Genomic DNA, 24,453 nt, shown 5'->3' with positions numbered 1-24,453 from the left:
GCGAGCCGACGTGGCCGTGGGCCAGGAGCGTTCAGTCATGAGCACTCATGGGGCGTCCGGATAGACGTTTTGGACAGAACGAAAGCTCCAGCGTCTTTTCTCCCTCTCCCCCTGCGGGTGACTCGGAGAGCTGCGGAGCAGAGGGCCGGGGTGAGGGGGCGTGTGACCACCTCCACTCCCCTTCACCGCTCACCACCTTTTTTGCCCCTCCCCGCCCAACTTCTCCCATTCCCTCCTCTCTACAGCGGCCCCAGCCGGTCCGTCTCCCTCACCCCCCGTCCCGACTCCACCTCTTCCTCCAGCACCGCCAGGGTGGCCTCCGGGTGCGCGTCGGGCACCTCCGGGGTCAGGCGGCTCTCGATGGCGCGGGCGTGGGCCTCCAGCCCCTCGGCGCGGGCGAGGACGGCGGCGGCGGGGCCGATGCGGCGCAGGGTGGATTCGTTGACGCCGACGACGCTGATGATGGTCTGGAAGTCGCGGACGTTGACGGGGCTCATGAAGCGGGCCGTGCCCCCGGTGGGCATGACGTGGCTGGGCCCGGCGACGTAATCGCCCAGCGCCTCCATGCTCGCCTCGCCGAGGAAGACGCCGCCCGCCCGCCGCACCCGCCCGAGCAGGCTCCACGGATCGCGGGTGAGCAGGCACAGATGCTCCGGCGCGTACAGGTTGGCGAGGTCGAGCGCCTCGTCGAGGTCGGCGGCGAGAACGATCTTCATGCGGCTCAGCACACTGTCGCGTGCCCAGGTGCGGTTGGGTTCGGGCAGGGCTTCGAGCTGGCCGTTCAGTTGGTTTTGCACCTCCACGAGGAGGTCTCGGCTGGTGGAGACGAGGACGGGCTCGGCCCCCAGGTGCTCGGCCTGCGCGAGGAGGTCGGCGGCCACATAGCGGGGGTCGGCGCTGTCGTCGGCGACCACCAGCGTCTCGGTCGGGCCGGGGAGGCTCTCGATGCCGGTCTGCCCGTACACCAGCCGCTTGGCGATCACCACGAAGAGGTTGCCCGGCCCGGCGATCTTGTCCACGGCGGGGACGCTGGCGGTGCCGTAGGCCAGCGCGGCGATCCCCTGCGCGCCGCCGACCCGGAAGACGCGGCTCACCCCGACCTCCCGCGCCGCGACGAGGATGGCGGGGTGGACCGTGCCGTCCCGCGCGGGGGGCGTGGTCACCACGATCTCGGGAACGCCCGCCACCCGCGCCGGGACCGCCGTGTGGATCAGGGAGCTGACCAGGGGCGCGAGGCCGCCCGGCACGTACACCCCCACCCGCCCGAGCGGGCGCACGAGCTGGCCCAGCGCCCCGTCCGGTCCATGTTCCAGGAAGCCGTGGGCGGGCTGCCCTTCGTAAAAGGACCGGACGCGTTCTACCGCGAGCCGGATGGCGTCGTGGAGGTCGGGCTCGACCGTCGCCGCCCCGATCTCCTCGCGGGTCACCTCCAGCGCGTCGGGGCGGAAGCCGTCCACCTTCTCGGTCCAGTCGCGCAGGGCGTCGTCACCGCGTTCCCGGACGTCGGCGAGGATGCGCTGGGCGACCTGGGTGGGGGAGAGGCGTTCGCCGTAGAGCTGCTCGTTGCGGTCGAGGACGCTCTCGGGCACGGGCAGGTCGGAAAAACTTCGGGTCAGGGCCGCGCGGGCGGCGTCACCTTGCAGGACTTGCATGGGGGCTCCGGGGAAGCTGTCAGCTTTCAGCGATCAGCTATCAGGGGAAAGAAGGGCGGAAGCGAGGGCAGGTCTGCTGATCGCTGACGGCTCAAGACGCCCGGCGACGGCGCCGCTCCGGTTGCCCCTTGCGGGCGGGTTGCAGCAGCGCCTCGACCGGGCCGAAGTCGGTGGGCTGGATCAGGCGCAGGAGGCGGTGGGGGGAGTCGCGTTCGACATACACGTAGGCGCCGCCGGGGCGCAGGAAGTAGGCCCGGGCGGGGACATCGTTCACCTCCGCGTCGGGCAGCCGCTGCACGAGGACCTGCCCCCCTGTGAGCCGGGTGGTCGCCCGGTCCTCCTCGCCCAGGCCGCGCAGCCACAGCAGCAGCGAGACGGGATCGTGGTACTCGGTCGTCAGGGGCACGGTCGCCTCCTCCTTGCCCTGGCGCAGGGTGATCAGGCCCGTCTTGCGGTCAAAGGTGGTCTCGAAGGTGGCCCGGCCCCCCCGCCCGTCGCCCTCCGCGTAGCTCAGGCTGGTGAGGTGTCTCGGGTGGAGGCGGCTCGTCTGCACCCGGCGCAACTCCGGCAACACCCCCGCGAAGTCGGTCTGCACCCGCGCCACGAGGGCGCTGCGCTCGGGCTGGAGGGCCCAGCTCTGCTCGCCCGCGTACCGCCCGCCCAGCGAGAGGGTGAGGGTGAACGCCTCGGGTCCGACGCGGAAGGTGGAGCCGTCGGTCTCGGCGGGGGGGTACGCCTCGGGGGCGCCCGGTGGGGTCAGCTCAGCGCCTTCCAGAAGCTCTCACCCGGCCCCTCCCACGCGGCGCCCAGCGCCCCGGCGGCGGTCGCGCCCACGTCCGCGAAGGTGGCCCGCTCGCCGAGGTCCACCGGCCCCGTCATCCCCGGCCGGTAGGCCAGCAGCAGCCCGTACTCGCGGGTGTGGTCCGTCCCGTGCCACGTCGGGTCGTTCCCGTGGTCGCTGAGGATGAGCAGGGCCCCGCCCTCCGGCACCGCCGCCAGCAGGTCGGGGAGGGCCGCGTCGAACTCCGCCAGACACGCGCTGTACCCCTGCGGGTCGCGGCGGTGCCCGAACTTGGCGTCGAAGTCCACGAGGTTGGTGAAGATCAGCCCGTCCGTGCCCTCCCGCGCCGCCCGCCGCATCCGGTCGAGCGTTTTGGCGATCCCGTCCGCGTTGTTGTCGGTGTGAATCTTCTCGGAAAAGCCCCGGTGCGCGTAGATGTCGGGAATCTTGCCGATGCCGACGACCTCCCGTCCCGCCTCCCTCAGCGCGTCGAGCACGGTGCGCGGCGGCTCCAGCGAGAAGTCCCGGCGGTGCTCGTTCGCCCGCTCGAAGGGGAACTCTCCACGGAAAGGCCGGGCGATCACCCGCGCGACCGCGACCTCGCCCTGGAGGAGGTCGCGGGCCGCCTGACACCACCCATACAGCGTCTCCAGCGGCACCACGTCCTCGTGCGCGGCGATCTGAAACACGCTGTCGGCGCTGGTGTACACGATGGGCCAGCCCGTGCGCAGATGCTCCTCCCCGTAGTCGCGGATCACGTCCGTGCCGCTGTAAGGCCGGTTACACAGGTGGCCGCGCCCGGTCGCCGCGTCGAAGGCGTCCATCACGGCGGGGGGGAAGCCGTCCGGGAAGACCCGGAAGGGGTGCTGGAGCTGCACGCCCATGAACTCCCAGTGGCCGGTGCTGGTGTCCTTGCCGGGGCTGACCTCGCGCATCCGCCCAAAGGCGCCGTGGACCTCAGCCTCCGGAATAGTCTCCGGTCCGGTCTGCACGGTGGGCACCCGGCCCAGCCCCAGCCGCGCGAGGTTGGGCAGGGGCACCGGGGCCGCCGTGAGGGTGTGATTGAGGGTGTGCGCGCCCGCGTCCCCGAACCGCTCCGCGTCGGGCAGCTCGCCGACTCCCACGGAGTCGAGCACGATGATCGTCAGCAGCATGGCCCCAGTGTAGGCCCCCGAATGGGGGGAGGAGACCCGCCCGCCCCCTTCGTCGCACCCGTCACGGGCGGCGCGGGGGGCCCATGCTACCCTCGGAAGGTGACCGCCCCCGCCGTCTTGCCCACCGTCACACCCCTGACCATGAGACCCGAACTCACCGCCCAGGGGCTCAGCAAGACGTATGGTCGGCGGGCCGTCGTGCGCGGGGTGGACTTCACGGTGCGGCCCGGCGAGATCGTGGCGCTCTTCGGGCCGAACGGGGCGGGGAAGACCACGACCTTCTACATGCTCGTGGGCTTCATCCGCCCCGGCGGCGGGCGCATCACCCTCGGCGACCGCGACGTGACCCGGCTGCCCATGCACGAGCGGGCGCGGCTGGGGCTGGGCTACCTCCCGCAGGAGCCCAGCGCCTTTCGCAAGCTCACCGCGCGGGATAACCTCCTCGCCATCCTCGAATACCAGCGCCTCTCCCGCGCCGAGCAGGAGGGCCGGGCAGACTCGCTGCTCGCCGAGTTCGGGTTGACGCATTTGAGCAACTCCTACGCCTACCAGCTCTCGGGCGGCGAGCGGCGGCGGCTCGAACTGGCGCGGGCGCTGACCACCGATCCCGACTACCTCCTCCTCGACGAGCCCTTCACGGGGGTAGACCCCAAGAGCATCCGCGAGATTCAGCGGTTGATCCGGGAACTGCGCGACCGACGGGGAATCGGGGTCTTCATCACCGACCACAACGTGCGCGAGACCATCGCCCTGACCGACCGGGTGTACCTGATGTTCGACGGCGAGGTGAAGTTCGAGGGCACCCCGGCGCAGTTCGCGGCGGACGAGGACGCCCGGCGCCACTACCTCGGCGACGACTTCGAGCTGTAAGGGGGCGCGGGCACGTGCTGTGGCTCTTCTTGCCCTTCGTGGTCATCCTCTCGGGGGTGGTCGCCTACGCCGCCGACACCATCGCCAAGAAGGTGGGCCGCAAGCACCTGCGCTGGTTCGGGCTGCGGCCCAAGAGCACGGCGCTGCTGGTGGCGGTGCTCTCGGGCATGGGCATCAGCGCGGCGAGCCTCGCGGCCTTTTTGCTCCTGAACCGCAACGCGGTGAACACCATCGCGCAGGCCGACCAGCTCCGGCCCCAGGTCACCGCGCTGCGGGAGGAGCTGGAGGACGTGCAGGGTGACCTCTCGGCGGTGCAGCGCGAGCGCGACGCCGCCGAGCGTGAGGCCGAGCGGCTGCGCTCGGAGCGGGCGCGGGCGCAGGCCAGCCTGGAGGAGGCCGCCGCCGAGCTGAAAGCGGCGCAGGCCCGGCTTCAGACCGCGCAGACCCAGCGGCGCACGGCCCAGACGCAGGCGGCGGGGTTGCAAGCGCGCGTGACCGGACTCACCGCCCTGCGGGAGACGCTGGAGCGGCGGGCCGAGGAAAGCCGCACCCGCCTCGCCGCGTCGGAGGCGGCCCTGGCGTCGAGCCGGGAGCGGGCGCTGGCGCAGGGCGCGCGGGTGGCAGCGCTGGGCAGGCAGGTCGCCGACCTCGACGCCCGCGCCGCGCAGGCCGAGACGGCGGCGACCCAGGCCCAGACCCGCGCGCAGACGGCCCAGGAACGGGTGGCGGTGCTGGACCGGCAGGTCGCCGACCTGGAGGCCTCACGCCAGAGGGTCGAGACCCAGCGCAACAGGCTTGCCGGGGAGCGGGACGCCGCCCGGCAGGCCCGCGACGCCGCCGTGGCCGCCAGCGCCCAGGCGGAGGCGCAGCGCGTGGCCGCCCAGGAGGAGCGCGACCGGCTGGCCGCCGAGCGCACCGGCCTGCTCGCCGCCCGCGAGCGGTTGAGGACCGAGCGCGACAACGCCGCCCGCGCCCGCGACGCGGCGGTGCAGGGCCGCGGGGCCGCGGCCCTGGAGCGTGACGCCGCCCTGCGCGAGCGTGACCGGGTGCGCGCCGACCTCGCCTCGCTGCGGGCCCAGCAATCGGACCTGCGCGCGGCGAACGAGACGCTGGCCCGCGACCTGGCGAGCACCCGCGCGAGCCTGGGCAAGTTGCAAGACGAATACTCCAGCGCCCGCACCGAACTCAGCGCCAGCCGCAACGCCGACCTCGCCTTTCCCAAGAACGACCTCGTGTACGCGGGTGTGGTGCCGGGTGTCCGCAACCTCGACACGTTCCTGGTGAGCGCCGCCGCCGCCGCCACCTCGCGGGGAGCACGGGGCACGCCCGCCGCCCGTCTCTCCGCCCCCACCCGCGCCGCCCTGGAGGCGAGGCTGCGCGGCCTGAACGCCAGCACCTTCGTGCAGTGCCGCGCGGCGAGCAACACGGCGGTGGGCTTCCCGGTCGACCTCGCCTGCGAGGCCCGGCCCAACAGCACCCTCTACCGGGGCGGCCAGCTCATCCGCCGGATGGACGTGGCCCTGGGGGCTGACCCCCGCCGCGTCCAGGCCCAGATTCAGGGCCTCGTGCAGGACACGGTGTCCGACCTCACCACCCGGGGCGTGCCCAGCGAGTACATCGCCAACGGGGGCCTCGACGTGAACGAGTTCGTCGACCTCCTTACCCGCCTGGGGGGCCGCAGCGGGCCCAGCGTCTCGGTGGGCATCGCCGCCCGCGAGGACGTGCGGCCCGGCAGCCAGGTGGACCTCTACCCGGTGTTGCCCTAACCCTGACGTCAGAGAGGGCCGGGTCAGGCTAAGGCAAGACGCGCCCGCTATCCTCCGTCCTATGCGCCGCCTCTCCCTGCCCCTCTCTCTTCTCCTGGCCGCGTCCGCGCAGGCCGCTCCCCTGCGCATCGAGTTCTGGCACGCGATGGACCAGGGGGCCGTCACCGCCTCCACCCAGGCCTTCAACCGCTCGCAGTCCGCTTTTGAGATCGTGCCCGTGGCGGGCGGCAACTACCGCGAACTCAACGACAAGCTCCAAGCCGCGCTGGGAGCCGGGAAGGCCCCGCCCCTCGCGCAGGTCGAGTTCACCCGCTTCGCGCGGCTGGCGGCAGACGGGCGGCTCACCGACCTCTCCCGGCTGACGGGCGCCCTGCCGGGGGACCTGACCCGCGACCTCTACGCCCCGGTCTGGCGCGCGGGCGAGGTCGGCGGCAAGCGCTTCGGCCTGCCCTGGAACGTCAGCGTGCCCGTCCTGATGTACAACGCGGGCTCGCTGCGCCGGTCGGGGGCGGCGGTCCCCGGGACGTGGGCGGAGGTCGAGGCCGTGAGCCGACAGCTCGCCACCCGGGGCCGGCGTCCTCTCGTCGCCGCCGCCGATGCCTGGACCTTCGAGGCGAACGTGACCTCGCGGGGCGGCTCGCTCGTCGTGAATGGTCGGCCCAACCTCAACGGCCCGGAGGCGGTCGAGGCCCTCACCCAGCTCGCCCGCATGAGCGCGGCCGGGCTCGCCCAGCCCCGGCGGCTCTCGGAAGCGACCCGCGGCGCCTTTGACTTCGCGCGCGGGCAAAACGTCTTCGTCCTCGCCAGCGTCGCCAACTGGACCGACGCGCGCAAGCTGCCCTTCTTCCAGCTCGGCATCGCGCCCTTTCCCTGTGGTGGGGCGGGCGGCTGCACGCTTCCCCTCGGCGGCGCCCACCTCGTCGTGCCGCAGGGGGCCTCTCCGCAGGAGCAGGCCGGGGCGCTGGCCTTCTGGCAGTTCCTGATGGAGCCCGCCCGCCTCGCCGAGTGGGTCAAGGCGACCGCCTACGCCCCCACCCGCCGCAGCGTCACCCCCCTTCTCAACGACTGGTACGCGAAGAACCCGCAGATCAGGGCCGCCCACGCCCAGCTCGACCGGGCCCAGCCGCGTCCCACCGCCCCCGCCTTCGAGCAGTGGACCTTTTCCCTCGAAGACGCCATCTCACAGGCCACGACCGGCAAGCTGAGCGCGAAGGCGGCGCTGGACGAGGCGCAGCGCAGGGCCGAAGGGAGGTAAACGCAAAGGAGAAGAGCCACCTCGCGCGGGGTGGCCCTTCTCTTTGTCGGCGTCCTGGGTCTCAGCCCTTCACCGCGCCCGCCGTCAGTCCAGAGACGATATTGCGCTGGAACACCAGTACCAGGATGATCAGCGGCACCGTCACCACGATGCTCGCGGCCATGATCGGCCCCCACGGCTGGTCGAACTGCGAGGCGCCCGAGTAGTTGGCGATCACCACAGGCACCGTGCGGTTGGAACTCGTGAAGGTCAGCGCGAAGAGGTACTCGTTCCAGCAGTTGATAAAGGCGAGCAGCCCGGTCGTCACGAGCGCGGGCATCATCACCGGGAAGAGCACCCGGAACAGGGTCTGGAGCGGCGAGGCGCCGTCCACGAGCGCGGCCTCCTCCAGTTCGCCCGGGATGTCACGCACGAAGGAGGTCAGCACCCACACCGTAAAGGGGATCGTGAAGATCAGGTAGCTGAAGATCAGCGAGACGGGGTTGTTGAAAAGCCCCGTCGCCTGCACCAGCGTGAAGAGCCCGCCGAGCACCGCGATCTGCGGAAAAACGCTCACCGCGAGGATGATGTACAGGATCAGGGCCTTGCCCCTGAACTTGAAGCGGCCCAGGGCGTAGGCGGCAAAAGAGCCCAGCAGCAGGCTGATCAGCACCGACGCGACCGCCACGATCACGCTGATCAGCAACCCGCGCTGGAAGTTGGGGTTGGCGAAGACCTGGGTGTAGTTGCTGACGGTGGCGGGCGCGGTGATGAATTGCAGCGGCGGCAGGAAGAGGTCCCCCGCCCGCCGGAAACTCGTGAGGACCGCCCAGAGGAAGGGAAAGAGCAGGTAGACGGCGATGACGAGGACGAGGACGTAAAAGAGGACGCGCTGGAGGTAGAACAGGAACGGGTTGGTGCGTTTCAGGTACATGGGTCACCCCTCCTCAGTCGAACTTCACCCGGAACGCGGTGACGTACATGACCACGATCACCATGATGATCAGGAAGATCGCCATCGCCACGGCGCTGCCCAGCCCGAGCTGCGAGTTGTCGATCATGGAGAGGCGGGCGTACCCCGTCATGGAGGTGCTGGAGGCGTTCACCGGGCCCAGCATCACGTACATGATGTCGAACACGCGCAGGGCGTCGAGGCTGCGGAACACGAGGGCCACCAGCAGCGCGGGTCTCAGGAGGGGCAGGGTCAGCCGCCAGAACTGGGTCCACCTGCTCGCGCCGTCCATGTCGGCGGCCTCGTACATGTCGCCGGGCAGGCTCTGGAGCCCGGCGAGGATCAGCAGCGCCATGAAGGAGGTCGTCTTCCACACGTCCACGGCGATCAAGGCCCAGATCGCGGAGTCGGTATTGGCGAGCAGCGCCTGACCGCCGAGCAGCCCGCGCCCGACCAGCCCGAAGGAGTCGTTGTACATGTACGCCCACATCTGCGCGCTGACGACCGTGGGAATCGCCCACGGCACCAGCATCGCGGTGCGCAGGAACGCCCGGCCCTTGAAGGCGCTGTTCACCACGAGCGCGATGATCATGCCGAGGACCGTCTCCAGGAACACGCTGACGACCGTGAAGAGCAGCGTGTTCTTGACGGCCGTCCACCACTTGGGGTCTTGCAGAAAGCCCAGGGCCACGCCCTCGTCGGTGGTGAACCAGAAATTGCCCAGGCCCAGGAAGGTGCGCTCGCCTGGGGTCGTCAGGTTGGCCTCGAACAGCGAGAAGAAAAAGGTCCGGTAGAGCGGATAGCCCGCCACGACCGCGATGGCGATCAGGGTGGGCAGCAGCAGCCAGATCGCCTGCCGGGCGCGCGCCGTCTCGATGCCGCGCCTGCGGGTGGGGGCTACGGCGGAGGGTGGAGTGGCCTTGGTGGTCATAAGGATGCCCCCTGTCTCGCCCGGTGACCCCGGCGGGGCCGGGGCGGCGGGTGTGGTGCGCCGGGGCGCGGTCGGCCACGGCCAAGAAGCGGCGAGGAAAACGGCGGCGAGAAAAGGCGGGGGCCGTCAGCCTGCGGTCGGGCGGGTGCTCAGGAGCAGCGTGAACCTCTGACCATGCGGCTGGATGAGGGGCGCGCGGGGGGAAAGGTGAATGGAAAGGTTGCTGGTCCCCGGCCCCGGGAAATGAAGGAGGGGGACGCCCAGGCTGTGAGCGTCCCCCGGGGGGCGGTCAGGTGCGGCGAAATCTCACCCGCTCGCCCGGCGGGCTTAGAAGCCGCGCCCCTTGATGCGGGCGAGTTCGGTCGAAAGCTGCGCGACCGCCGCCTGGCCCTTCGCCTTGCCGTTGAGCACGTTGCTCACGGAGGTGCTGAAGGCCTGCGAGACCTGGTTGTACTTGCCCTTGGTGGCGGCCGAGGGGCGCGGCACCGCGTTCGTGAACACGCTGAGCAGGCTGCCGAAGAAGGGGTTGGCCTTCAGGATCGCCTGATCCTTGTACAGCGCCGAGATGGTCGGGTTGTAGGCGCCCTCGATGGCGCGGATCTTCTGCTCCTCGGGGCCCGTCAGGTAGCGCACCAGCTCGATGGCGGCGGCCTGGTTCTTGGAGTAGGAGCTCACGCCGAGGTTCCAGCCGCCCAGCGTCGCGGCGGGCTTGCCGCCCGGACCGGCGGGCAGGGGCGCCACACCGATCTTGCCCTTCACCCGCGAGTCCTCGCTCTGGCCGAGCGCGTAGGCGTAGGGCCAGTTGCGCATGAAGGCCGCGTTCCCCGACTGGAAGATGCCGCGCGCCTCCTCCTCGCCGTAGGTCGTCACGCCCGCCGGGCTGATGCTGCGAATCCAGCTCGCGGCCGCGTCGAGCGCCTGCGCGGCCCGGGGGTTGTTGATCGTGATCTTGCCCGTGTTGTCCACGATGGTGCCGCCGTTAAACGAGCTGATCCACTCCAGCGCGTCACAGGTCAGGCCCTCGTAGTTCTTGCCCTGGAAGACGAAGCCCGCGAAGGTGCTGTTCGACGGGCGCTCGCCGTCCTGAATCTTTTTCGCCATCGTGGCGAGTTCGGCCCAGGTCTTCGGCGCGGCCGAGTAGCCGTACTTCTTCATCAGGTCGGTGCGGTAGTACAGCAGCCCCGCGTCCGTGAACCACGGCAGCGCCACGAGCTTGCCGTTCACCGTGTTCGCCTCGACGATGCGCGGGAAGTGGCGGCTCAGTTCGGCGGCGGGCACCTTGCCCTTCATGTCCACGAAGTGCTGCGAGAGCAGGCCCGGCCAGATGATGTCGAGCTGGTACACGTCGATGTCGCTGCTGCGCGCGGCGAGCTGCTGCTGGTACAGGCCCAGGCGGTCGTTCGTGAGATTCGGGCTCTCGAAGATGCGGACCGTGTTCCCGGTCTTCTTCGCCCAGCGGTCGGCTCCCGCCTTACACAGTTCGAGTTCCTGGCCCACGGCCCCGCACGCCAGGGTGAGCGTCACGGCCCCCGCCTGGCTGGCGGCACCGAACGCGGCGACAAGGCTGACAACGGCAAGCGCTTTTTTCATGCATCCTCCGGGGTGGACCCATCCAGGCCACAGGCCCGCCGCCCCACTTCGGAAGCGGTTCCACCCTTAACTCGACTTTGGTCAGTGAAGGCTACACCGCTCACGCTTTCCCGTCAACGTGAGGAAAGCAACACAAAGGGGGCGGGAACACGGGCCGGGGCCGCGCCCGGTCCGCCAAAGGTGCGGCCCCCCTCACCGCGCCTGCCGTAGGCTGGGCGCATGGCCCTGCCTGAGTTCGCCCTGCCCCTGGCCGACCCGGCCTTTGTGCGGGACCCCTACCCCTGGCTGGGGCGGGTGCGGGAGGAGACGCCCGCCTTTCGCGACCCCCGGCTGGGCCGCGTCTTCCTGACCCGGCACGCCGACATCGCCGCGTTGCTGCGTGACCGCCGCTTCGGGCGCAGCGCCCTGCACCGCTACTCGCGCGACGAGCTGGGCTGGCCGCCGCCCGACCCCGCCCAGGCCAGCTTCGACGCCTTCAACGGCAACCACCTCCTCGACTCCGAGCCGCCGAAGCACACCCGGCTGCGCTCGCTCGTCAGCCTCGCCTTCACCCCCCGGCGGGTGGAGGGGCTCTCGGGTCGGATCGAGGCGCTGCTGGCCCGGCAACTGGCGAACCTGGAACCGGGCGGCTTCGATCTCGTCGCGGCTTACGCCGAGCCCCTCCCGGTGACGGTGATCGCCGAACTGCTCGGGGTGCCGCAGGAGGAGCGCCGTCACCTGCGGCCCTGGTCGGCGGCCATCGTGCGGCTGTACGAGCCGACCTACACCCATGAGGATCAGGCGGCGGCGGAGCGGGCCGTGCTGGAGTTCGGCGCCCTGCTGCGTAAGCTCTCCCACCTGCGGCGGCGGGCTCCCCGGGACGACCTGATCACCGCCCTGGTGCAGGCGGAGGAGGGGGGCGACCGCCTGACCGAGCGCGAACTCGTCGACACCTGCATCCTGCTCCTGAACGCCGGGCACGAGGCGTCGGTCAACGGCCTCTCGGCGGGCGTGCTCGCCCTGCTGCGGCGTCCTGAACACTGGCGGACGCTCGCCCAGGCATCTTCCCACCCGGTCAGCCTGCCCCTCTTCCGCACGGCTATCGAGGAACTGCTGCGTTTCGACACGCCGCTGCCCCTCTTCGAGCGGTATGTGCTGGAGGAGGTCACCCTGCACGGCGAGCGGCTCCGTCCCGGCGAGAAGGTGGGGCTGCTGTACGCGAGCGGCAACCGCGACCCGCGCCGCTTCGGGCGACCCGAGGAGCTGGACCTGACGCGTGACCCCAACCCGCACCTCACCTTCGGGCTGGGCATCCACTACTGCCTGGGGGCACCGCTGGCGCGACTCGAACTCTCCCTCAGCCTGCGCGCCCTGACCCGGACGTTTCCCACCCTGCGTCTCGCCGACCCGGGCGCCGAGCCCGAGTACGTGGGCGGCTTCGTCATCCGGGGCCTGCGGCGGCTGGACGTGGTGGAGGGGTGAGGGCGGCGGGCCTCATGGCCCGGTGGGGAGGAGGCCCGGCCCCCAGACCTCGCCGAGTTCCCCCGCCTCCGCCTCCGCCCGCGCCTCCTCCCCCCGCCCGAGCGCGAGCAGGGCGACCACCCGCGCGGGGCTGCGGGGCACGCTGCGGGCGAGGGCCTTCGCGGCGGTGCGCCCCGCCTTCTCCCGGCTGCCGACGGCGGCCTGCGCGTGGGCGAGCACCGCGAGCAGGTGCGCGTCGGCCTCGGTCCCGGTGAGTTCGGCCACCCGGAGCCCCTCGGCGAGGGCGCGCAGGGCGGCGCGCGGGTCGGCCTGAAGGACGACCTCGCCGAGCAGGGTGGCGGCGGCGGTCAGGGCCCCGGCGTCCCCCTCGGCGCGGGCGAGGCGGCGGGCACGTTCGGCGAGGTCGGCGGCGTCCGGCGCCCTGAGCTGCCACGCGGCCCGGGCACGCAGGAGGGCCGGGCGGGCGGTGTCGGGCAGGTCCTCTACCGCGTGGAGTACGGCCTGCGGGTCGCCTCGCCGGAGGTGGGCGGCGGCCAGCGTCAGGGGATCGCCCGCCCAGCGGACGGCGAGAGACGGTCTGCCCAGGTGCAGCGCGAGCGGGGCGGCCTCAGCGCGGTCACCGGGGCCGACGTGATCCAGGGCCGCGAGGGCGGCGAAATCATCACCCCGGTCGAGGGCCGCCCGCAGGACGACGAGATTCACCCCTCCCTCCTGCCCGGAAGAATCACGCGGACGAGAGAAGACCGGGCCACCGACATAAGGTCAGCGGAAGGGCGGGTGGAGACCCGCACAACGGGGTTCAGGCGCTCAGGCCCAGATCCAGACCCAGGAAGCGCCACAGCGAGCGCCGGGGCACGCGCAGGCCGCTGGGGTGTTCGACCGCGCCGAGGCGGCCGTCCCTGATCCAGCGGCGGACGGTGCGTTCGTGGGTGCCCGTGAAGTCGGCGACCTCGCTGACTTTCAGGAGCTTCGGGAGCGTCTGGAACTGTTCGGTGAGCGTCAAGGGAAACCTCCGAAAAGCACGCGGGGCCACCTCAAGGGCAGCCCCGTCCACGTTCTGCATTGTCCGTGCCCCGCCCAAGGCCGTCACCCGGCCCGCCCGCGCCGTGGGGCGGTGGGCAGATCGGGGACGGAGCGAGGCAGGTCAACTTGCCCGGAGGGTAGCACGCCCCGTGGCCCCCGTGCGTCAAGCCTAAAGGGGGGTCAGCGGGGGACCGGCGTCTCATGAAGCCCGCGCCCGTGTCGCTGGCCGAGAGTGGGCCGCGGCCAGCGGGCGTCGAGCCTGACTGTTCCACCCGGAGTGTGAAACTCATCGCGCGCCCCCTTGTCACGGGGCCTTTTCACGGGGCACCTCCCAACCCTCTGTGGGCATCTTCACAGCCCGCACACCCTCCTCACACCCGCCGCTCTAGGCTCCGCCTGCTCCTTCAACGGTTCGTCCGCACGAACGTCCGGCGGGGCCTCCTCCCGGCGGCTCTCGTCCTGGCGGGGCCGTTTTGCCCGCAGCGCTCGCTCTTGTCTCCCCGGAGGTCTACCATGTCCCGACTCACCCTGAGTACCGCCGCCCTGACGCTGACCGCCCTGCTCGCCTCGTGCGGAAGCCAGCCCTCGGGGGCGGACGTCCAGGCCCCGACCGCCGCGCAGGAGGGCACGGTCCTTCCCGGTGTCGCCGCCCTGCCCCTCGATCCCTACCTCAGCGCCGGGCCGCTGGGCGAGCAGGCGACCGAGGCGTACAACATCACCCTGCGCTTCGCTGCCGGAAGCGACGCGAGCGTGGTCAGCGCGATGCAGGCCGCCGCGAGCCGCTGGCAGGGCGTGATCACCCAGGGCCTGCCGAGCGTGACGGCGAACATCCCGGCGAACGCCTGCGGCAGCAACGCGGCCTTTTCGGGCACCATCGACGACCTCCTGGTCTTCACGGGCAACAAGAGCATCGACGGCCCCGGCGGCATCCTCGCCCAGAGTGGCCCGTGCTCCATCCGGTCGTCGAGCGGCCTGACGACCTACTCGACCCTGGTCTTCGACACCGCCGACCTCGGGCAGTTCAGCTCGCAGCTCGCCGACATCGCCGTGCACGAACTCGGGCACTCGCTGGGCATCGGGACCCTGTGGCAGCAGTTCGGGCTCGTGAGCGGCATCGGGACCACGAACCCGGTGTACCGGGGCACGAACGGGGTGCGCGAGTACCGCGCCTTCGGCGGGACGCTGAGCACCGTGCCCGTCGAGAACCAGGGCGGCTCGGGCACGGCGGGCGGCCACTGGCGCGAGACGACCTTCAAGACCGAACTCATGACCGGCTACCTCAACGGCGGCGTGAAAAACCCCCTCTCGCGCCTGAGCGTCGGCACCTTGCAGGACATGGGGTACGCGGTGACCTACGCGACGGCGGACGCCTACAGCCTGACGACCGCCCAGGCCGTGTCCGAGCAGCTCGACCTCGGCTCGCGCGAGGCACTGATCACGCCGAAGTACCGCAGCCGGTAACCTCTCGCCCCCTGCGCACACCGCTCCGCCAGGTAGGCCGGGGCGGTGTTTTCCGTGGCGCGGCGCGGCGCCACTCCGCCCTGGAGGGTCGCCAGACAGCGGCGGCCTCTGGGCAAGCGGGTTGCCCTAGGCTGGGCGCCGATGAGCCTCCTCACGCAACTCTCGGGCACCCTGATCAACGTCGCCGCCGTCTTGCTGGGCACCGTGCTGGGCCTCCTGCTGGGCGGGCGGCTTCCCGAGCGCACCCAGCGCACCCTGCTGCAAACGCTCAGCCTCGTCACCCTCTTCATCGGGCTCGACATGGCGGGGAGCCTCAACCGGGTGACGGGCGGGAACATTCCCGGCGTGATCCTCGCGCTCGTCAGCCTCGCGTTGGGAGCGGTGATCGGCGAGGCGCTGGGCATCGAGGAGGGGCTGACCCGGTTGGGCGAGCGGCTGAGGCGGCGTTTTCAGGGAGGCGGGCGTTTCACGGAAGGGTTCGTCGCCGCCAGCCTCCTGTTCTGCGTGGGCCCGATGACGGTGGTGGGCGGGCTCCAGAACGGCCTGACGGGGGACAGCGGCACCTACGTCCTCAAGAGCACGCTCGACGGCATCGCCTCGCTGGCGCTGGCGGGGGCGTACGGGATCGGGGTGGGCTTCAGCGTGATCACGGTGTTCCTGCTTCAGGGGGGGCTGAGCCTCGCGGCGGGGGCCTTCGCCTCCGGGCTCCTCGGCGGGGCGGACCCGAGTGTCCTGAAGACGAACCCCTACGTCCTGATGATCACCGGGGCGGGCGGGCTGATCATCTCCGGGATCAGTTGGAATCTGATGCTCGCTGGGCTGGGCTGGGAAGACCGCCGGGTGCGGGTGGGGAGTATGCTCCCGGCCCTCGCCGTGGCGCCGCTCGCGCTGTGGGTGGCGGGACGGCTGGGGTAGGGGAGGGGCCGAGCGGCGGTCGCTCACCGTGAGGGATGAGGGCTTCCACGCCCCGCTGTCAGAGCGTCGTCAGCCAGGGTGCGTAGCCTGACCCCCATCACCAGAAAACCCCCCGCCTCCCAGAGCCTTCTCTCCCTCGATCCTCCGCGTCCGGCGTGACTGGCAGGGGACCCTCCCCGTCCCACGCCGGGCCTGAATCCTCCCGCGCCCCCACCTTTCACGTTTCGCATTCCGCTCCGGGCCGGGTCACAATTTCGGCGCGCGGGGAGGCGGTGAGCCCCGCCTCCAGCGCACAGGTCCAAGCCCTCAGGCCCGGTGAACACGACCAGCCAGAAAAGCGGCGCCCCCGCCGGGAGTGGTGGGGGCGCCTGCCTCGGTGGGTCGTGACCCTCAGCTCAGCTTGGCCTTGAACTCCTCGTAGCCGAAGGTCTTGACCCGCTCGTAGCTCCCGTCCGTGTGCAGGATGCCGATGTCGGGGTGCTTGACCCCGTTGAAAAAGGTCGTCTTCACCATCGTGTAGTGGATCATGTCGTCGAAGACCACCCGGTCGCCGACCCGCAGCTCGTGGTCGAAGACGTACTCGCCCACCACGTCGCCCGCCAGGCAGGTCGTCCCGCCGATGATGGAGGGGTGGTCGCCGCTCACGTAGTCGTTCGCCTCCCGGTGGGTGACCTCCCCGTCGCCGGGGTCGCGCGCACCCAGGATGCGCGGGCGGTAGGGCATCTCCAGCACGTCGGGCATGTGGGCGCTGACCGACACGTCGAGGATGGCGATGTCCTTGACGTTGTGCACCACGTCAAGCACGCTGCTCACCAGCCACCCCGTCTGCCACGCGAAGGCGCTGCCGGGTTCGAGGAGGACGTGGACGCCCCACTTCTGCCGGAAGGCCCGGATCACCCGGATCAGCCGGTCGATGTCGTACCCCTGGCGCGTCATCAGGTGCCCGCCGCCGAAGTTGACCCACCCCATGCGGGGCAGGAACTCGCCGAAGTTGCGCTCCACCACCTCCAGCGTGCGCTCCAGCGTGTCGGAGTCCTTCTCGCAGAGGGTGTGGAAGTGCAGCCCGTCGATGCCGTCGAGCAGCTCGGCCCGGAACTCGCGCCGGGTCACGCCCAGGCGGGAGAAGGGCCCGGCGGGGTTGTAGAGGTCCGTCTCGACCTCCGCGTACTCGGGGTTGACGCGCAGGCCGATATGCACTTCCTTCCCGGCGGCGCGGGCGGCCTCGACCTGGGGCTTGAACCGCTCCCACTGCGAAAAGGAGTTGAAGACGAGGTGATCGGCAAGTTCGAGGATTCGCCCGAAGTCCTCGTCGCTGTAGGCGGGGGCGTAGACGTGGACCTCGCCCCCCATCTCCTCGCGGGCGAGGATGGCCTCGTTCAGGCTGCTCGCGGTCGCCCCGGTGATGCCGTACTCGCGCAGGAGGGGGAAGGTGCTCCACATGGCGAAGCCCTTGAAGGCGAGGATGATCTGGGCGCCGCTCTCGCGCTGCACGTGCGAGATCAGGGCGAGGTTGCGCCGCAGCCGCGACTCGTCGAGGACGAAGGCCGGGCTGGGGATGGCCCGCCAGTCGATGGCCTCGACGGGCGTGACGGCAGGCAGGGAGAGGTCGGTCGCGGTCATGGGGGACAGGGTAACGGGTGGGGGGCGCCGAGATTGGGTCAGCGGGAGGAACCCGGGTCGGCGAGGGTGGCCTCGGCCTCGGCGCCGAGTGCAGGGGAGGTCAGGCCCTGGGGCACGGCGGGTGAGTCGTCGCTGGCAAAGGTCGCACACGCCCGCAGCACCCCGACGATCAGGCTCCCTATCAGCCACCACTGCCACCAGGGGCGACCGCCGCGCGCCGCCTCCCGCTCATGCTCAACGGACGGTGCGCGCACCCGCCGGGCGGTTTTGGCGTCCCAGTCGCCTGCCTTCGCCGCCTTCAGGGCCTTGTGTGCGCCCTTATGGTCCTCGGCGGCGGCGCGTTCGAGCAGGTGCTTGGCATAGTCCAGGCTCTCCTGAAGCGGTGGCGTGTCCACGGGTCGTAGCACGCCGTCGTCCCCCACTTCCACCAGCCCGGCGCGGAGTTGCTGGGCCAGGGCGAAGCGGGCGTCGTTGTTCCCAGCGTCGGCGGCCTTGAGGAGGTAGCGGTACTTCGCCCGGTCGTCGAGTCCGAACTGCTTCCGGAAGGCATCGAACCCCTGGTACACCCGCCAGCTCATCTCGGGGCTGCCCAGGTCGGCGGCGGCGAGCATGGCCTCCCGTTTGGCCGGGGTGTCACGCAGGGCCGCGCCCAGGTTGCCCTCCTGAAGCCGCACCAGCATCTCGGCGGCCTGGCGGTCGCCCTCGTCGCGGGCCCGCGTCAGGAGGGGGGTGGGGTCGGGCAGGGTCCACGGGTTGTTCAACAGCCGCAGGTAGCCCAGCGCCACCGCCGCCTCGTGGTCGCCCGCCTCGGCCCAGCGGGTCAGCAGGGCAGTCACCCTCGGCAACAGCGCTTCCAGCCAGTCCTTGCTCTGGAGCAGGGCCCAGAGGAGGTTGCCCGGCAGGGTGGCGGCGGGGTCCTGTTCGGCGGCAGTCAGAAACCGTTCTAAAGCGGCGCGCCGCTCCGCCGGGGGCTTCTTGGCGTGGGTCAGGGCAACGAACAACTGGGCCGCCTTGAGTTCACGCAGGTCGGCGGCGAGGCGAGCCCGCTCCACGGCCTTGTCCGCGTCGTTGAGAAAGAACTGGGCGTGGTGCGCGGCGCAGGCGTGGAACTCGGCCCAGAGCCGCTGCATGTCCCCCGGCCCCAGCAGGCCCGAGTCCTGCTGCCCGCGCACAAAGGCCAGCATGTGTTCCTCGCTTCCGCCCCACTCCGCCCGGAGGTGGTACAGCATGGCGAGGCGGACTTCCAGGCTGCGGGGGTTGTCCTCCAGCGGACGCTGGAACCAGTCGGGATACCGGCCCTCTTGCACGTCCTCCAGGCTCAGCCCGCAGCCCCGGGTGTTGTGGACGTAGGCGACCACCAGCCACGCCGTCAGCGGATTGGCGGAGAGGGTCGTGGCGTGCCGGGCACAGCCCTCGGCCTGTTCCAGGTGGTGATGGAGGCCCCGCCACCCCTGGTCGCTGACGAGGTTCGCCGTCTGCTGCCCTCGGTACGCCCAGGCGCGGGCCAGCAGCCATTCGGCCAGCGCGGCGTGGGCGACATACGAGCCGGGGTGGGCCTCCATCCACCCGTTGAACCGCTCGCTCAGGGCCGGGTCGGGCTTTTGAAAGACGCCGAAGGCCCGCTTCAGCTCCGTCTCGCCCGCCTCACCCCGCTCGAACTGACGTTGCAGGGGGCCCAGGGACGTTTCGAGGTCGGCGTACCGGGCATCGCGGAGGTGACCGAGGAGGTCTGGCGCGGAAAGGTTCATCTGAGGGCCATGCTAAGGAGAGGCCCTTACAAATCACCTTCTCACCCCACCACGAATCTCAGCGTCCCGGAGGGCGTCTGCACCCCCTGTGCCAGCGCCGGGACCAGCGTGCTCGTGCTGACCTGCGCGGCGTGGCGCACGTCGTCTCCCAGCCCCAGCGCCGCGAGAGCCTGGCCGTGCCCGCTGCTCGACAGGGCCTCGATGGGGTTGCCCGCGTTCCGGCGCACCGTCAGGGCGATGCGGGTGCCGTCGTCGATGGCAAAGCCGCTCATCGCCAGCAGGTACTCGGCCATGACCCCAGCGGCGTACACGTCCTCCAGGCCCACCCGCCCGTCCGTCCCCGCGCAGACGACGGCGATCTCCTCGGTGGCGAGTGCCCGGGCGCGGCGGGCGGCGGCGTGCGCGTTCGTCAGCGCGGCGAGCAGGACGTGTTTGCCCGTCCCGGCGGCGACGTGGGCGGCCCCGGTGCCGTTCGTCGTGTTCATCACGACCGTCTTGCCCGTGAAGTTCTGCGCCCCGGCCTCGACCGGGCTGTTGCCGAAGTCGAAGCCGGGAATGGGGAGCCCGCCCCGCTCCCCGCCGAGGAGGATGCCGGGAACACTCTCCCGCAGGGCGAAGGCGACCTCCGGCGTGGCGGTCAGGAGCAGCGCGTCTGCCCCACGTTCGAGGTACTGCACGGCGGTCGTCGTCGCCCGCAGCACGTCCACCACCAGCACGACGTCCGGGTAACTCCCGTGCGGAAGCAGATCCACCCGCAGCCTCACGCCAGCGCCTTCCGCAGCCGTTGCAGCCCCGCCGCCGCCCCGTCCGGGCCGAAGACGCTGCTGCCCGCGACGAGGACGGTCGCCCCCGCGTCGGCGAGCGGGCGGGCATTCTCGGGGGTGACCCCCCCGTCCACCTCCAGCTCGGCCTCGCTGCCGATCTCGTCCAGCCAGCGGCGCAGGGTCCGAATGCGCTCGACGCTCGCCGGGATGAACTTCTGCCCCCCGAAGCCCGGATTCACGCTCATCACCAGCACGAGGTCCACGTCCCCGAGGACGGGGCGCACCGCCTCCAGCGGGGTGCCGGGGTTCAGCGTCACGCCCGCCCGTTTCCCGAGTTCGCGGATGGTCTGCACGGCGCGGTGCAGATGCGGGGTGGCCTCGACGTGGACCGTCATGCCGTCCGCGCCCGCCTCGGCGAAGTCGCGCAGGAAGCGTTCGGGCCGCTCGATCATCAGGTGAACGTCGAGGAAGAGACTCGTCGCCCGCCGCGCCGCCGCCAGGATCGGCAGCCCGAAGGAGATGTTGGGCACGAACAGGCCGTCCATCACGTCTACATGCGCGTAGTCGGCGCTGGCGATGGTCGCCAATTCCTCGCCGAGGCGTGTGAAATCGCAGGCGAGGAGGCTGGGGGCGAGCTTGACGCCTCCCGCGCGTGCCGAAAATTGGGAGGAGGCTGTCACGCCCCACATTCTAAAGGACGCGGGCATGGATGAGAAGTTTATGTGTTGTGGCCGCGGGTGCGCCCTCTCCGGGGGCCCGGTGTCCCACATCCTCAGCCACCAAACGCCCGTTTGCCCCACGCGTGGCATCATGACCCCATACCCCTACGGAGGCCGCATGACCGCACCGCACGACCTGTCCGCCTGGAAGGCCCTCGCCCGCAAGGACCTGCGCGGCGCGGACCCCGAGACGCTGAATCGCCCCACCCCCGAGGGCCTCACCCTCAAGGCCCTCTACACCGCCGCCGACGTGGAGGGCCTCGACCCCGGCCTGCCCGGCCTGCCGCCCTTTACCCGTGGCCCGCGCGCCACCATGTACGCCGCCCGCCCCTGGACCATCCGCCAGTACGCGGGCTTCTCCACCGCCGAGGAGAGCAACGCCTTCTACCGCCGCAACCTCGCCGCCGGGCAAAAGGGTCTGTCCGTCGCCTTCGACCTCGCCACCCACCGCGGCTACGACTCCGACCACCCACGCGTCGTCGGGGACGTGGGCAAGGCGGGTGTGGCGATTGATTCCGTCGAGGACATGAAAGTGCTGTTCGACGGCATCCCCCTGTCCGAGATGTCCGTCTCCATGACGATGAACGGGGCGGTGCTGCCGATCCTGGCCGGGTACGTCGTGGCGGGGCAGGAGCAGGGGGCGACGCTCGATCAGCTCTCGGGCACCATCCAGAACGACATCCTCAAAGAGTTCATGGTGCGGAACACGTACATCTACCCGCCCGGGCCGAGTATGCGCGTCGTCGCCGACATCATCGAGTTCACGGCGCGGGAGATGCCGCGCTTCAACTCCATCTCGATCAGCGGCTATCACCTTCAGGAGGCGGGGGCGAATGCGGCGCTCGAACTCGCCTACACCCTCGCGGACGGGCTGGAGTACGTGCGGGCGGCGCTCGCCAAGGGGCTCGACATCGACGAGTTCGCCCCCCGGCTGAGCTTTTTCTTCGCCATCGGGATGAACTTCTACACCGAGGTCGCCAAGCTGCGGGCGGCCCGGTTGCTGTGGTCGGAGCTGATGGGGCAGTTCAATCCCAAAAATCCGATGAGCCGCGCCCTGCGGACCCACTGCCAGACCTCGGGCTGGTCGCTCACCGAGCAGGACCCGTACAACAACGTCGTCCGCACGGCCATCGAGGCGATGGCGGCGGTCTTCGGCGGCACCCAGAGCCTGCACACCAACGCCTTCGACGAGGCAATTGGCCTGCCCACCGACTTCTCGGCCCGCATCGCGCGCAACACGCAGCTCGTGATTCAGGAGGAGACGGGCATCCCCCACGTCATCGACCCCTGGGGCGGCAGTTACATGATGGAGCGCCTGACCGCCGACCTCGCGGAGGAGGCCCGCAAGCTGATCGCGGAGGTCGAGGGGCTGGGCGGCATGGCGAAGGCCGTCGAGTCGGGCACGCCCAAGCTGCGGATCGAGGAGTCGGCGGCGCGCAAACAGGCCCGCATCGACCGGGGCGAGGACGTGATCGTGGGGGTCAACAAGTATCGCCCCGAGGTCGAGACGCACGTGGACGTGCTGAACATCGACAACGCCTCCGTGCGCGAGGGCCAGATTCGCCGCCTGGAGGCGCTGCGGGCGAGCCGCGATCAGGGCGCCGTGGACCGGACGCTGGCCGCCCTGACCGAGTGCGCCCAAACCGGAGAGGGCAACCTCCTCGCCCTGAGCATCGAGGCGATGCGTGCCCGGGCTACCGTGGGCGAGGTCAGCGCCGCGCTGGAGAGCGTGTGGGGCCGCCACCGGGCCGAGGTGCGGACCTTGAGCGGCGTGTACGCCCAGGGCTACGCGGGGGACGAGGGCTTTTCCGCCCTGCAAACGGAAATCGAAGAGTTCGCCGCCGCCGAGGGCCGCCGTCCCCGGATGCTCGTCGTGAAGATGGGGCAAGACGGCCACGACCGGGGCGCGAAGGTGATCGCCACGGGCTTCGCGGACCTCGGCTTCGACGTGGACGTGGGCCCCCTCTTCCAGACGCCCGAGGAGGCCGCGCGGCAGGCGGTCGAGAACGACGTGCACGTCATCGGCGTGAGCAGCCAGGCGGCGGGGCACGGGACGCTGATCCCGGCCCTGATCGGGGCGCTGCGGGCGCAGGGGGCGGACGACATCCTCGTGATCGCGGGCGGGGTGATTCCTCAACAGGATTACGCGGCCTTGAGGGCGGCGGGGGTGGCGGGCATCTTCGGGCCGGGCACGCCGATCCTGACCTCGGCGCGGGAGGTCTTGCGGCTGCTGCGGGAACGGCACCATGAGATGCCGTTGCCGTTGACGCCGTGACTTGAAAGCAGGCCGCACCGCCCCACTCAGGGAAAGGAGAGCCATGACTTCCAGCCGCCTAGCCGCGATCCTCGCTCCCTTGCTGCTCGCCACCACACTCCCCCTCGCCTCGGCCCAGGCGCTTCCCCGACAGTCGACAGCCCTCCAGCAGGCCCGCGTCCAGGCCGCCCGCGAGACGGCGCAGGTGCGGCTGCTGGAGCGCACGGGCCTGCTCCATCCCCTGCGGGTCTCGCGGCGGTGCAGCGACCGCGCGGGCCGGGTGCGCCTGACGGTGCTCGCCGACGTGCGGAACACGCCGCGCCTCGTGCGGTATCGCCGTGCCTTGCCGGGCAACCACGTGCAGTTCACGGGGTATTACGACGCCGCCGGAAGGCTGCGCTACGCGACGGCCCGCGCCTCGGGACCCTCGGGCGTGCGGTACAACCTCGTCGCCGAGTACGACGCGCGGGGTCGCCTGCTGCGCGAGACGGGCATCCGCCGCCCCGGCTACGTCACCGAGTTGCGGCGGCAGCCGAACCTCCGCGTGGAGGCCCTGCACCGGGGCCTTTGCCCGGGCTGAGACGCCTTCGTCACCCCGGCAGCGGCACCGCCTCCAGGTCCCCGCGCGTGGGGGCGTAGGCGCCGGGGCGGGTACAGGCGGCGGCGGCGGCCCGTAGGCCCGTCCGCAGGTGGTCGGTCCACAGGGCTTCGGGGCGTTCGGTGGCGCTCACGAGGAGCCCCGCGCACAGGGCGTCCCCGGCCCCCACCGTGTCGGCCACCCGAACGGGCGCGGCGGGCAGGTCGGCGCGTCCGGCGGAGTGGTAGAGGGTCGCCCCCTGCGCCCCGCGCGTGATCACGATGGGGCAGCGGGCATTCATGCCGCGTAACTCGCGCAGGGCGTCGTCTTCTGCGCGGCCCGGGAAGAAGAAGGCGAGGTCCTCGTCGCTGAGCTTCATCAGGTCGGACAGCCCCGCCACGCGCCGGAAGACCGCCGGGTAGTCCGGGTGGCGGTGGGTGATCCGCGCGTTGGGGTCGAAGCTGACCCTCACCCCCGCCGCCTTCGCCCCCTGGATGACGCCGAGCAGGGTATCGGCGAGGGGCCAGCGGCTCAGGCTGATCCCGCCCACGTGCAGCCAGCGGGCCGAGTCCAGCCAACCCTGGGGCAACTGCGCCGGATCGAAGTGCAGGTCGGCGCTGTTCTCGCCCAGAAAGCGGTAGGCGGGCGGGGTGAGCTGGTACACCACCGCGAGCAGGGTGGGCGCGGGCACCCGCTGGAGAAAGCGCAGGTCGAGCCCCGCCTCCCCGCTCGCCGACGTGAGGTCGTCCCCGAAGTTGTCCTGCCCGACCGCCCCCGCGAAGGCACTGAAGATGCCCAGCCGCGCGCAGGCCCGCGCGACGTTCCACCCGGCCCCGCCGGGATGGGCCACCCAGCGGTTGTCTCCGGCGGTCACGAGGTCGGTCAGCGCCTCCCCGGCGCTCACGATCAGGGGCAGTTGGGCAGGGCTCGTCATCGGGTTCAGAGTAAACCAGCCGGTCCGGGCAGGTTGGCCTGGCCTCC

22 protein-coding genes are annotated in these 24,453 nt (G+C 71.3%); 9 read left to right on the top strand and 13 right to left on the bottom strand.

Features of this window, described 5'->3' with window-relative positions; genetic code table 11:
• Nucleotides 1-239: 239 nt before the first annotated feature.
• The 3 genes from hisD to IC605_RS04535 form a co-directional block, all read right to left on the bottom strand.
• Nucleotides 240-1,652 (bottom strand): histidinol dehydrogenase, encoded by a 1,413-nt coding sequence (gene hisD / locus IC605_RS04545; protein WP_216319597.1) that lies wholly within the window; start codon nt 1,650-1,652, stop codon nt 240-242.
• Between the two features lie 91 nt (nt 1,653-1,743).
• The gene (locus IC605_RS04540) at nt 1,744-2,316 is read right to left on the bottom strand and encodes a DUF3108 domain-containing protein (RefSeq protein WP_216320299.1); all 573 of its coding nucleotides are present in this window, start codon (nt 2,314-2,316) and stop codon (nt 1,744-1,746) included.
• A gap of 92 nt (nt 2,317-2,408) precedes the next feature.
• On the bottom strand, nt 2,409-3,587 hold the full coding sequence (locus IC605_RS04535) for a phosphopentomutase (RefSeq protein WP_216319594.1): 1,179 nt from the start codon (nt 3,585-3,587) through the stop codon (nt 2,409-2,411).
• Between the two features lie 141 nt (nt 3,588-3,728).
• Between IC605_RS04535 and lptB the strand changes: the two genes are divergently transcribed.
• The 3 genes from lptB to IC605_RS04520 all read left to right on the top strand — a co-directional run bounded on the left by lptB (nt 3,729) and on the right by IC605_RS04520 (nt 7,478).
• A complete protein-coding gene (gene lptB / locus IC605_RS04530; RefSeq protein ID WP_216320296.1) occupies nt 3,729-4,457 on the top strand; it encodes an LPS export ABC transporter ATP-binding protein in 729 nt (242 codons plus the stop codon).
• 14 nt (nt 4,458-4,471) lie between these two features.
• A complete protein-coding gene (locus IC605_RS04525; protein WP_216319589.1) occupies nt 4,472-6,223 on the top strand; it encodes a DUF3084 domain-containing protein in 1,752 nt (583 codons plus the stop codon).
• A gap of 61 nt (nt 6,224-6,284) precedes the next feature.
• Nucleotides 6,285-7,478: an ABC transporter substrate-binding protein gene (locus IC605_RS04520; protein WP_216319586.1), complete on the top strand. Its 1,194-nt coding sequence runs from the start codon at nt 6,285-6,287 to the stop codon at nt 7,476-7,478.
• Nucleotides 7,479-7,539: 61 nt separating this feature from the next.
• Here IC605_RS04520 and IC605_RS04515 read toward each other — a convergent pair whose 3' ends face one another.
• A complete protein-coding gene (locus IC605_RS04515; RefSeq protein WP_216319583.1) occupies nt 7,540-8,391 on the bottom strand; it encodes a carbohydrate ABC transporter permease in 852 nt (283 codons plus the stop codon).
• Nucleotides 8,392-8,404: 13 nt separating this feature from the next.
• Nucleotides 8,405-9,340 (bottom strand): carbohydrate ABC transporter permease, encoded by a 936-nt coding sequence (locus IC605_RS04510; RefSeq protein ID WP_216319581.1) that lies wholly within the window; start codon nt 9,338-9,340, stop codon nt 8,405-8,407.
• Nucleotides 9,341-9,344: 4 nt separating this feature from the next.
• Here IC605_RS04510 and IC605_RS04505 point away from each other — a divergent pair, with 4 nt between their 5' ends.
• Entirely contained in the window at nt 9,345-9,512 is a 168-nt protein-coding gene (locus IC605_RS04505) for a hypothetical protein (protein ID WP_216319578.1), read from the top strand.
• Between the two features lie 155 nt (nt 9,513-9,667).
• On the opposite strand, the gene IC605_RS04500 is transcribed toward IC605_RS04505, so the two are convergent.
• The gene (locus IC605_RS04500; RefSeq protein WP_216319575.1) at nt 9,668-10,930 is read right to left on the bottom strand and encodes an ABC transporter substrate-binding protein; all 1,263 of its coding nucleotides are present in this window, start codon (nt 10,928-10,930) and stop codon (nt 9,668-9,670) included.
• A gap of 219 nt (nt 10,931-11,149) precedes the next feature.
• On the opposite strand from IC605_RS04500, the gene IC605_RS04495 reads away from it, so the two are divergent.
• Nucleotides 11,150-12,391 (top strand): cytochrome P450, encoded by a 1,242-nt coding sequence (locus IC605_RS04495; protein WP_216319572.1) that lies wholly within the window; start codon nt 11,150-11,152, stop codon nt 12,389-12,391.
• Between the two features lie 12 nt (nt 12,392-12,403).
• Here the strand turns inward: IC605_RS04495 and IC605_RS04490 are convergent, their stop codons facing one another.
• Nucleotides 12,404-13,093 carry a hypothetical protein gene (locus IC605_RS04490; RefSeq protein WP_216319569.1) on the bottom strand — a complete coding sequence of 230 codons (690 nt, stop codon included), beginning with the start codon at nt 13,091-13,093 and terminating at the stop codon, nt 12,404-12,406.
• Nucleotides 13,094-13,190: 97 nt separating this feature from the next.
• Nucleotides 13,191-13,394, bottom strand: a complete 204-nt coding sequence (locus IC605_RS04485) for a helix-turn-helix domain-containing protein (protein ID WP_102128235.1) — start codon at nt 13,392-13,394, stop codon at nt 13,191-13,193.
• Nucleotides 13,395-13,927: 533 nt separating this feature from the next.
• Between IC605_RS04485 and IC605_RS04480 the strand changes: the two genes are divergently transcribed.
• Nucleotides 13,928-14,875, top strand: coding sequence for a leishmanolysin-related zinc metalloendopeptidase (locus IC605_RS04480; RefSeq protein ID WP_216319566.1), 948 nt, complete (start codon nt 13,928-13,930; stop codon nt 14,873-14,875).
• A 141-nt stretch (nt 14,876-15,016) separates the two neighbouring features.
• Entirely contained in the window at nt 15,017-15,790 is a 774-nt protein-coding gene (locus IC605_RS04475) for a DUF554 domain-containing protein (RefSeq protein WP_216319562.1), read from the top strand.
• 390 nt (nt 15,791-16,180) lie between these two features.
• Here the strand turns inward: IC605_RS04475 and nspC are convergent, their stop codons facing one another.
• From nspC to rpe, 4 genes are read right to left on the bottom strand one after another with little or no spacing between them, the layout of a single operon-like run.
• The gene (nspC, locus tag IC605_RS04470; protein ID WP_216319559.1) at nt 16,181-17,410 is read right to left on the bottom strand and encodes a carboxynorspermidine decarboxylase; all 1,230 of its coding nucleotides are present in this window, start codon (nt 17,408-17,410) and stop codon (nt 16,181-16,183) included.
• A gap of 38 nt (nt 17,411-17,448) precedes the next feature.
• Nucleotides 17,449-19,158, bottom strand: coding sequence for a DUF4034 domain-containing protein (locus IC605_RS04465; protein WP_216319555.1), 1,710 nt, complete (start codon nt 19,156-19,158; stop codon nt 17,449-17,451).
• A 41-nt stretch (nt 19,159-19,199) separates the two neighbouring features.
• Nucleotides 19,200-19,922: a 2-phosphosulfolactate phosphatase gene (locus IC605_RS04460; protein WP_216319552.1), complete on the bottom strand. Its 723-nt coding sequence runs from the start codon at nt 19,920-19,922 to the stop codon at nt 19,200-19,202.
• Nucleotides 19,919-20,602 carry a ribulose-phosphate 3-epimerase gene (gene rpe / locus IC605_RS04455; protein ID WP_343216503.1) on the bottom strand — a complete coding sequence of 228 codons (684 nt, stop codon included), beginning with the start codon at nt 20,600-20,602 and terminating at the stop codon, nt 19,919-19,921. Before rpe ends, IC605_RS04460 begins: the two co-directional genes overlap by 4 nt.
• A 157-nt stretch (nt 20,603-20,759) precedes the next feature.
• Between rpe and scpA the strand changes: the two genes are divergently transcribed.
• Both scpA and IC605_RS04445 read left to right on the top strand, forming a co-directional pair.
• Nucleotides 20,760-22,916, top strand: coding sequence for a methylmalonyl-CoA mutase (gene scpA, locus IC605_RS04450; RefSeq protein WP_216319550.1), 2,157 nt, complete (start codon nt 20,760-20,762; stop codon nt 22,914-22,916).
• A gap of 43 nt (nt 22,917-22,959) precedes the next feature.
• Nucleotides 22,960-23,475 carry a hypothetical protein gene (locus tag IC605_RS04445; RefSeq protein ID WP_216319547.1) on the top strand — a complete coding sequence of 172 codons (516 nt, stop codon included), beginning with the start codon at nt 22,960-22,962 and terminating at the stop codon, nt 23,473-23,475.
• Nucleotides 23,476-23,485: 10 nt separating this feature from the next.
• Here the strand turns inward: IC605_RS04445 and IC605_RS04440 are convergent, their stop codons facing one another.
• Entirely contained in the window at nt 23,486-24,406 is a 921-nt protein-coding gene (locus IC605_RS04440; protein ID WP_216319544.1) for a carbohydrate kinase family protein, read from the bottom strand.
• Between the last annotated feature and the right edge of the window lie 47 nt (nt 24,407-24,453).

Source organism: Deinococcus aestuarii, from assembly GCF_018863415.1.
In the GTDB taxonomy this organism is placed as follows: Bacteria; Deinococcota; Deinococci; order Deinococcales; family Deinococcaceae; genus Deinococcus; species Deinococcus aestuarii.
Note: the sequence above shows the minus strand (reverse complement) of the source record. Positions and strands in the feature narration are given on the sequence as shown.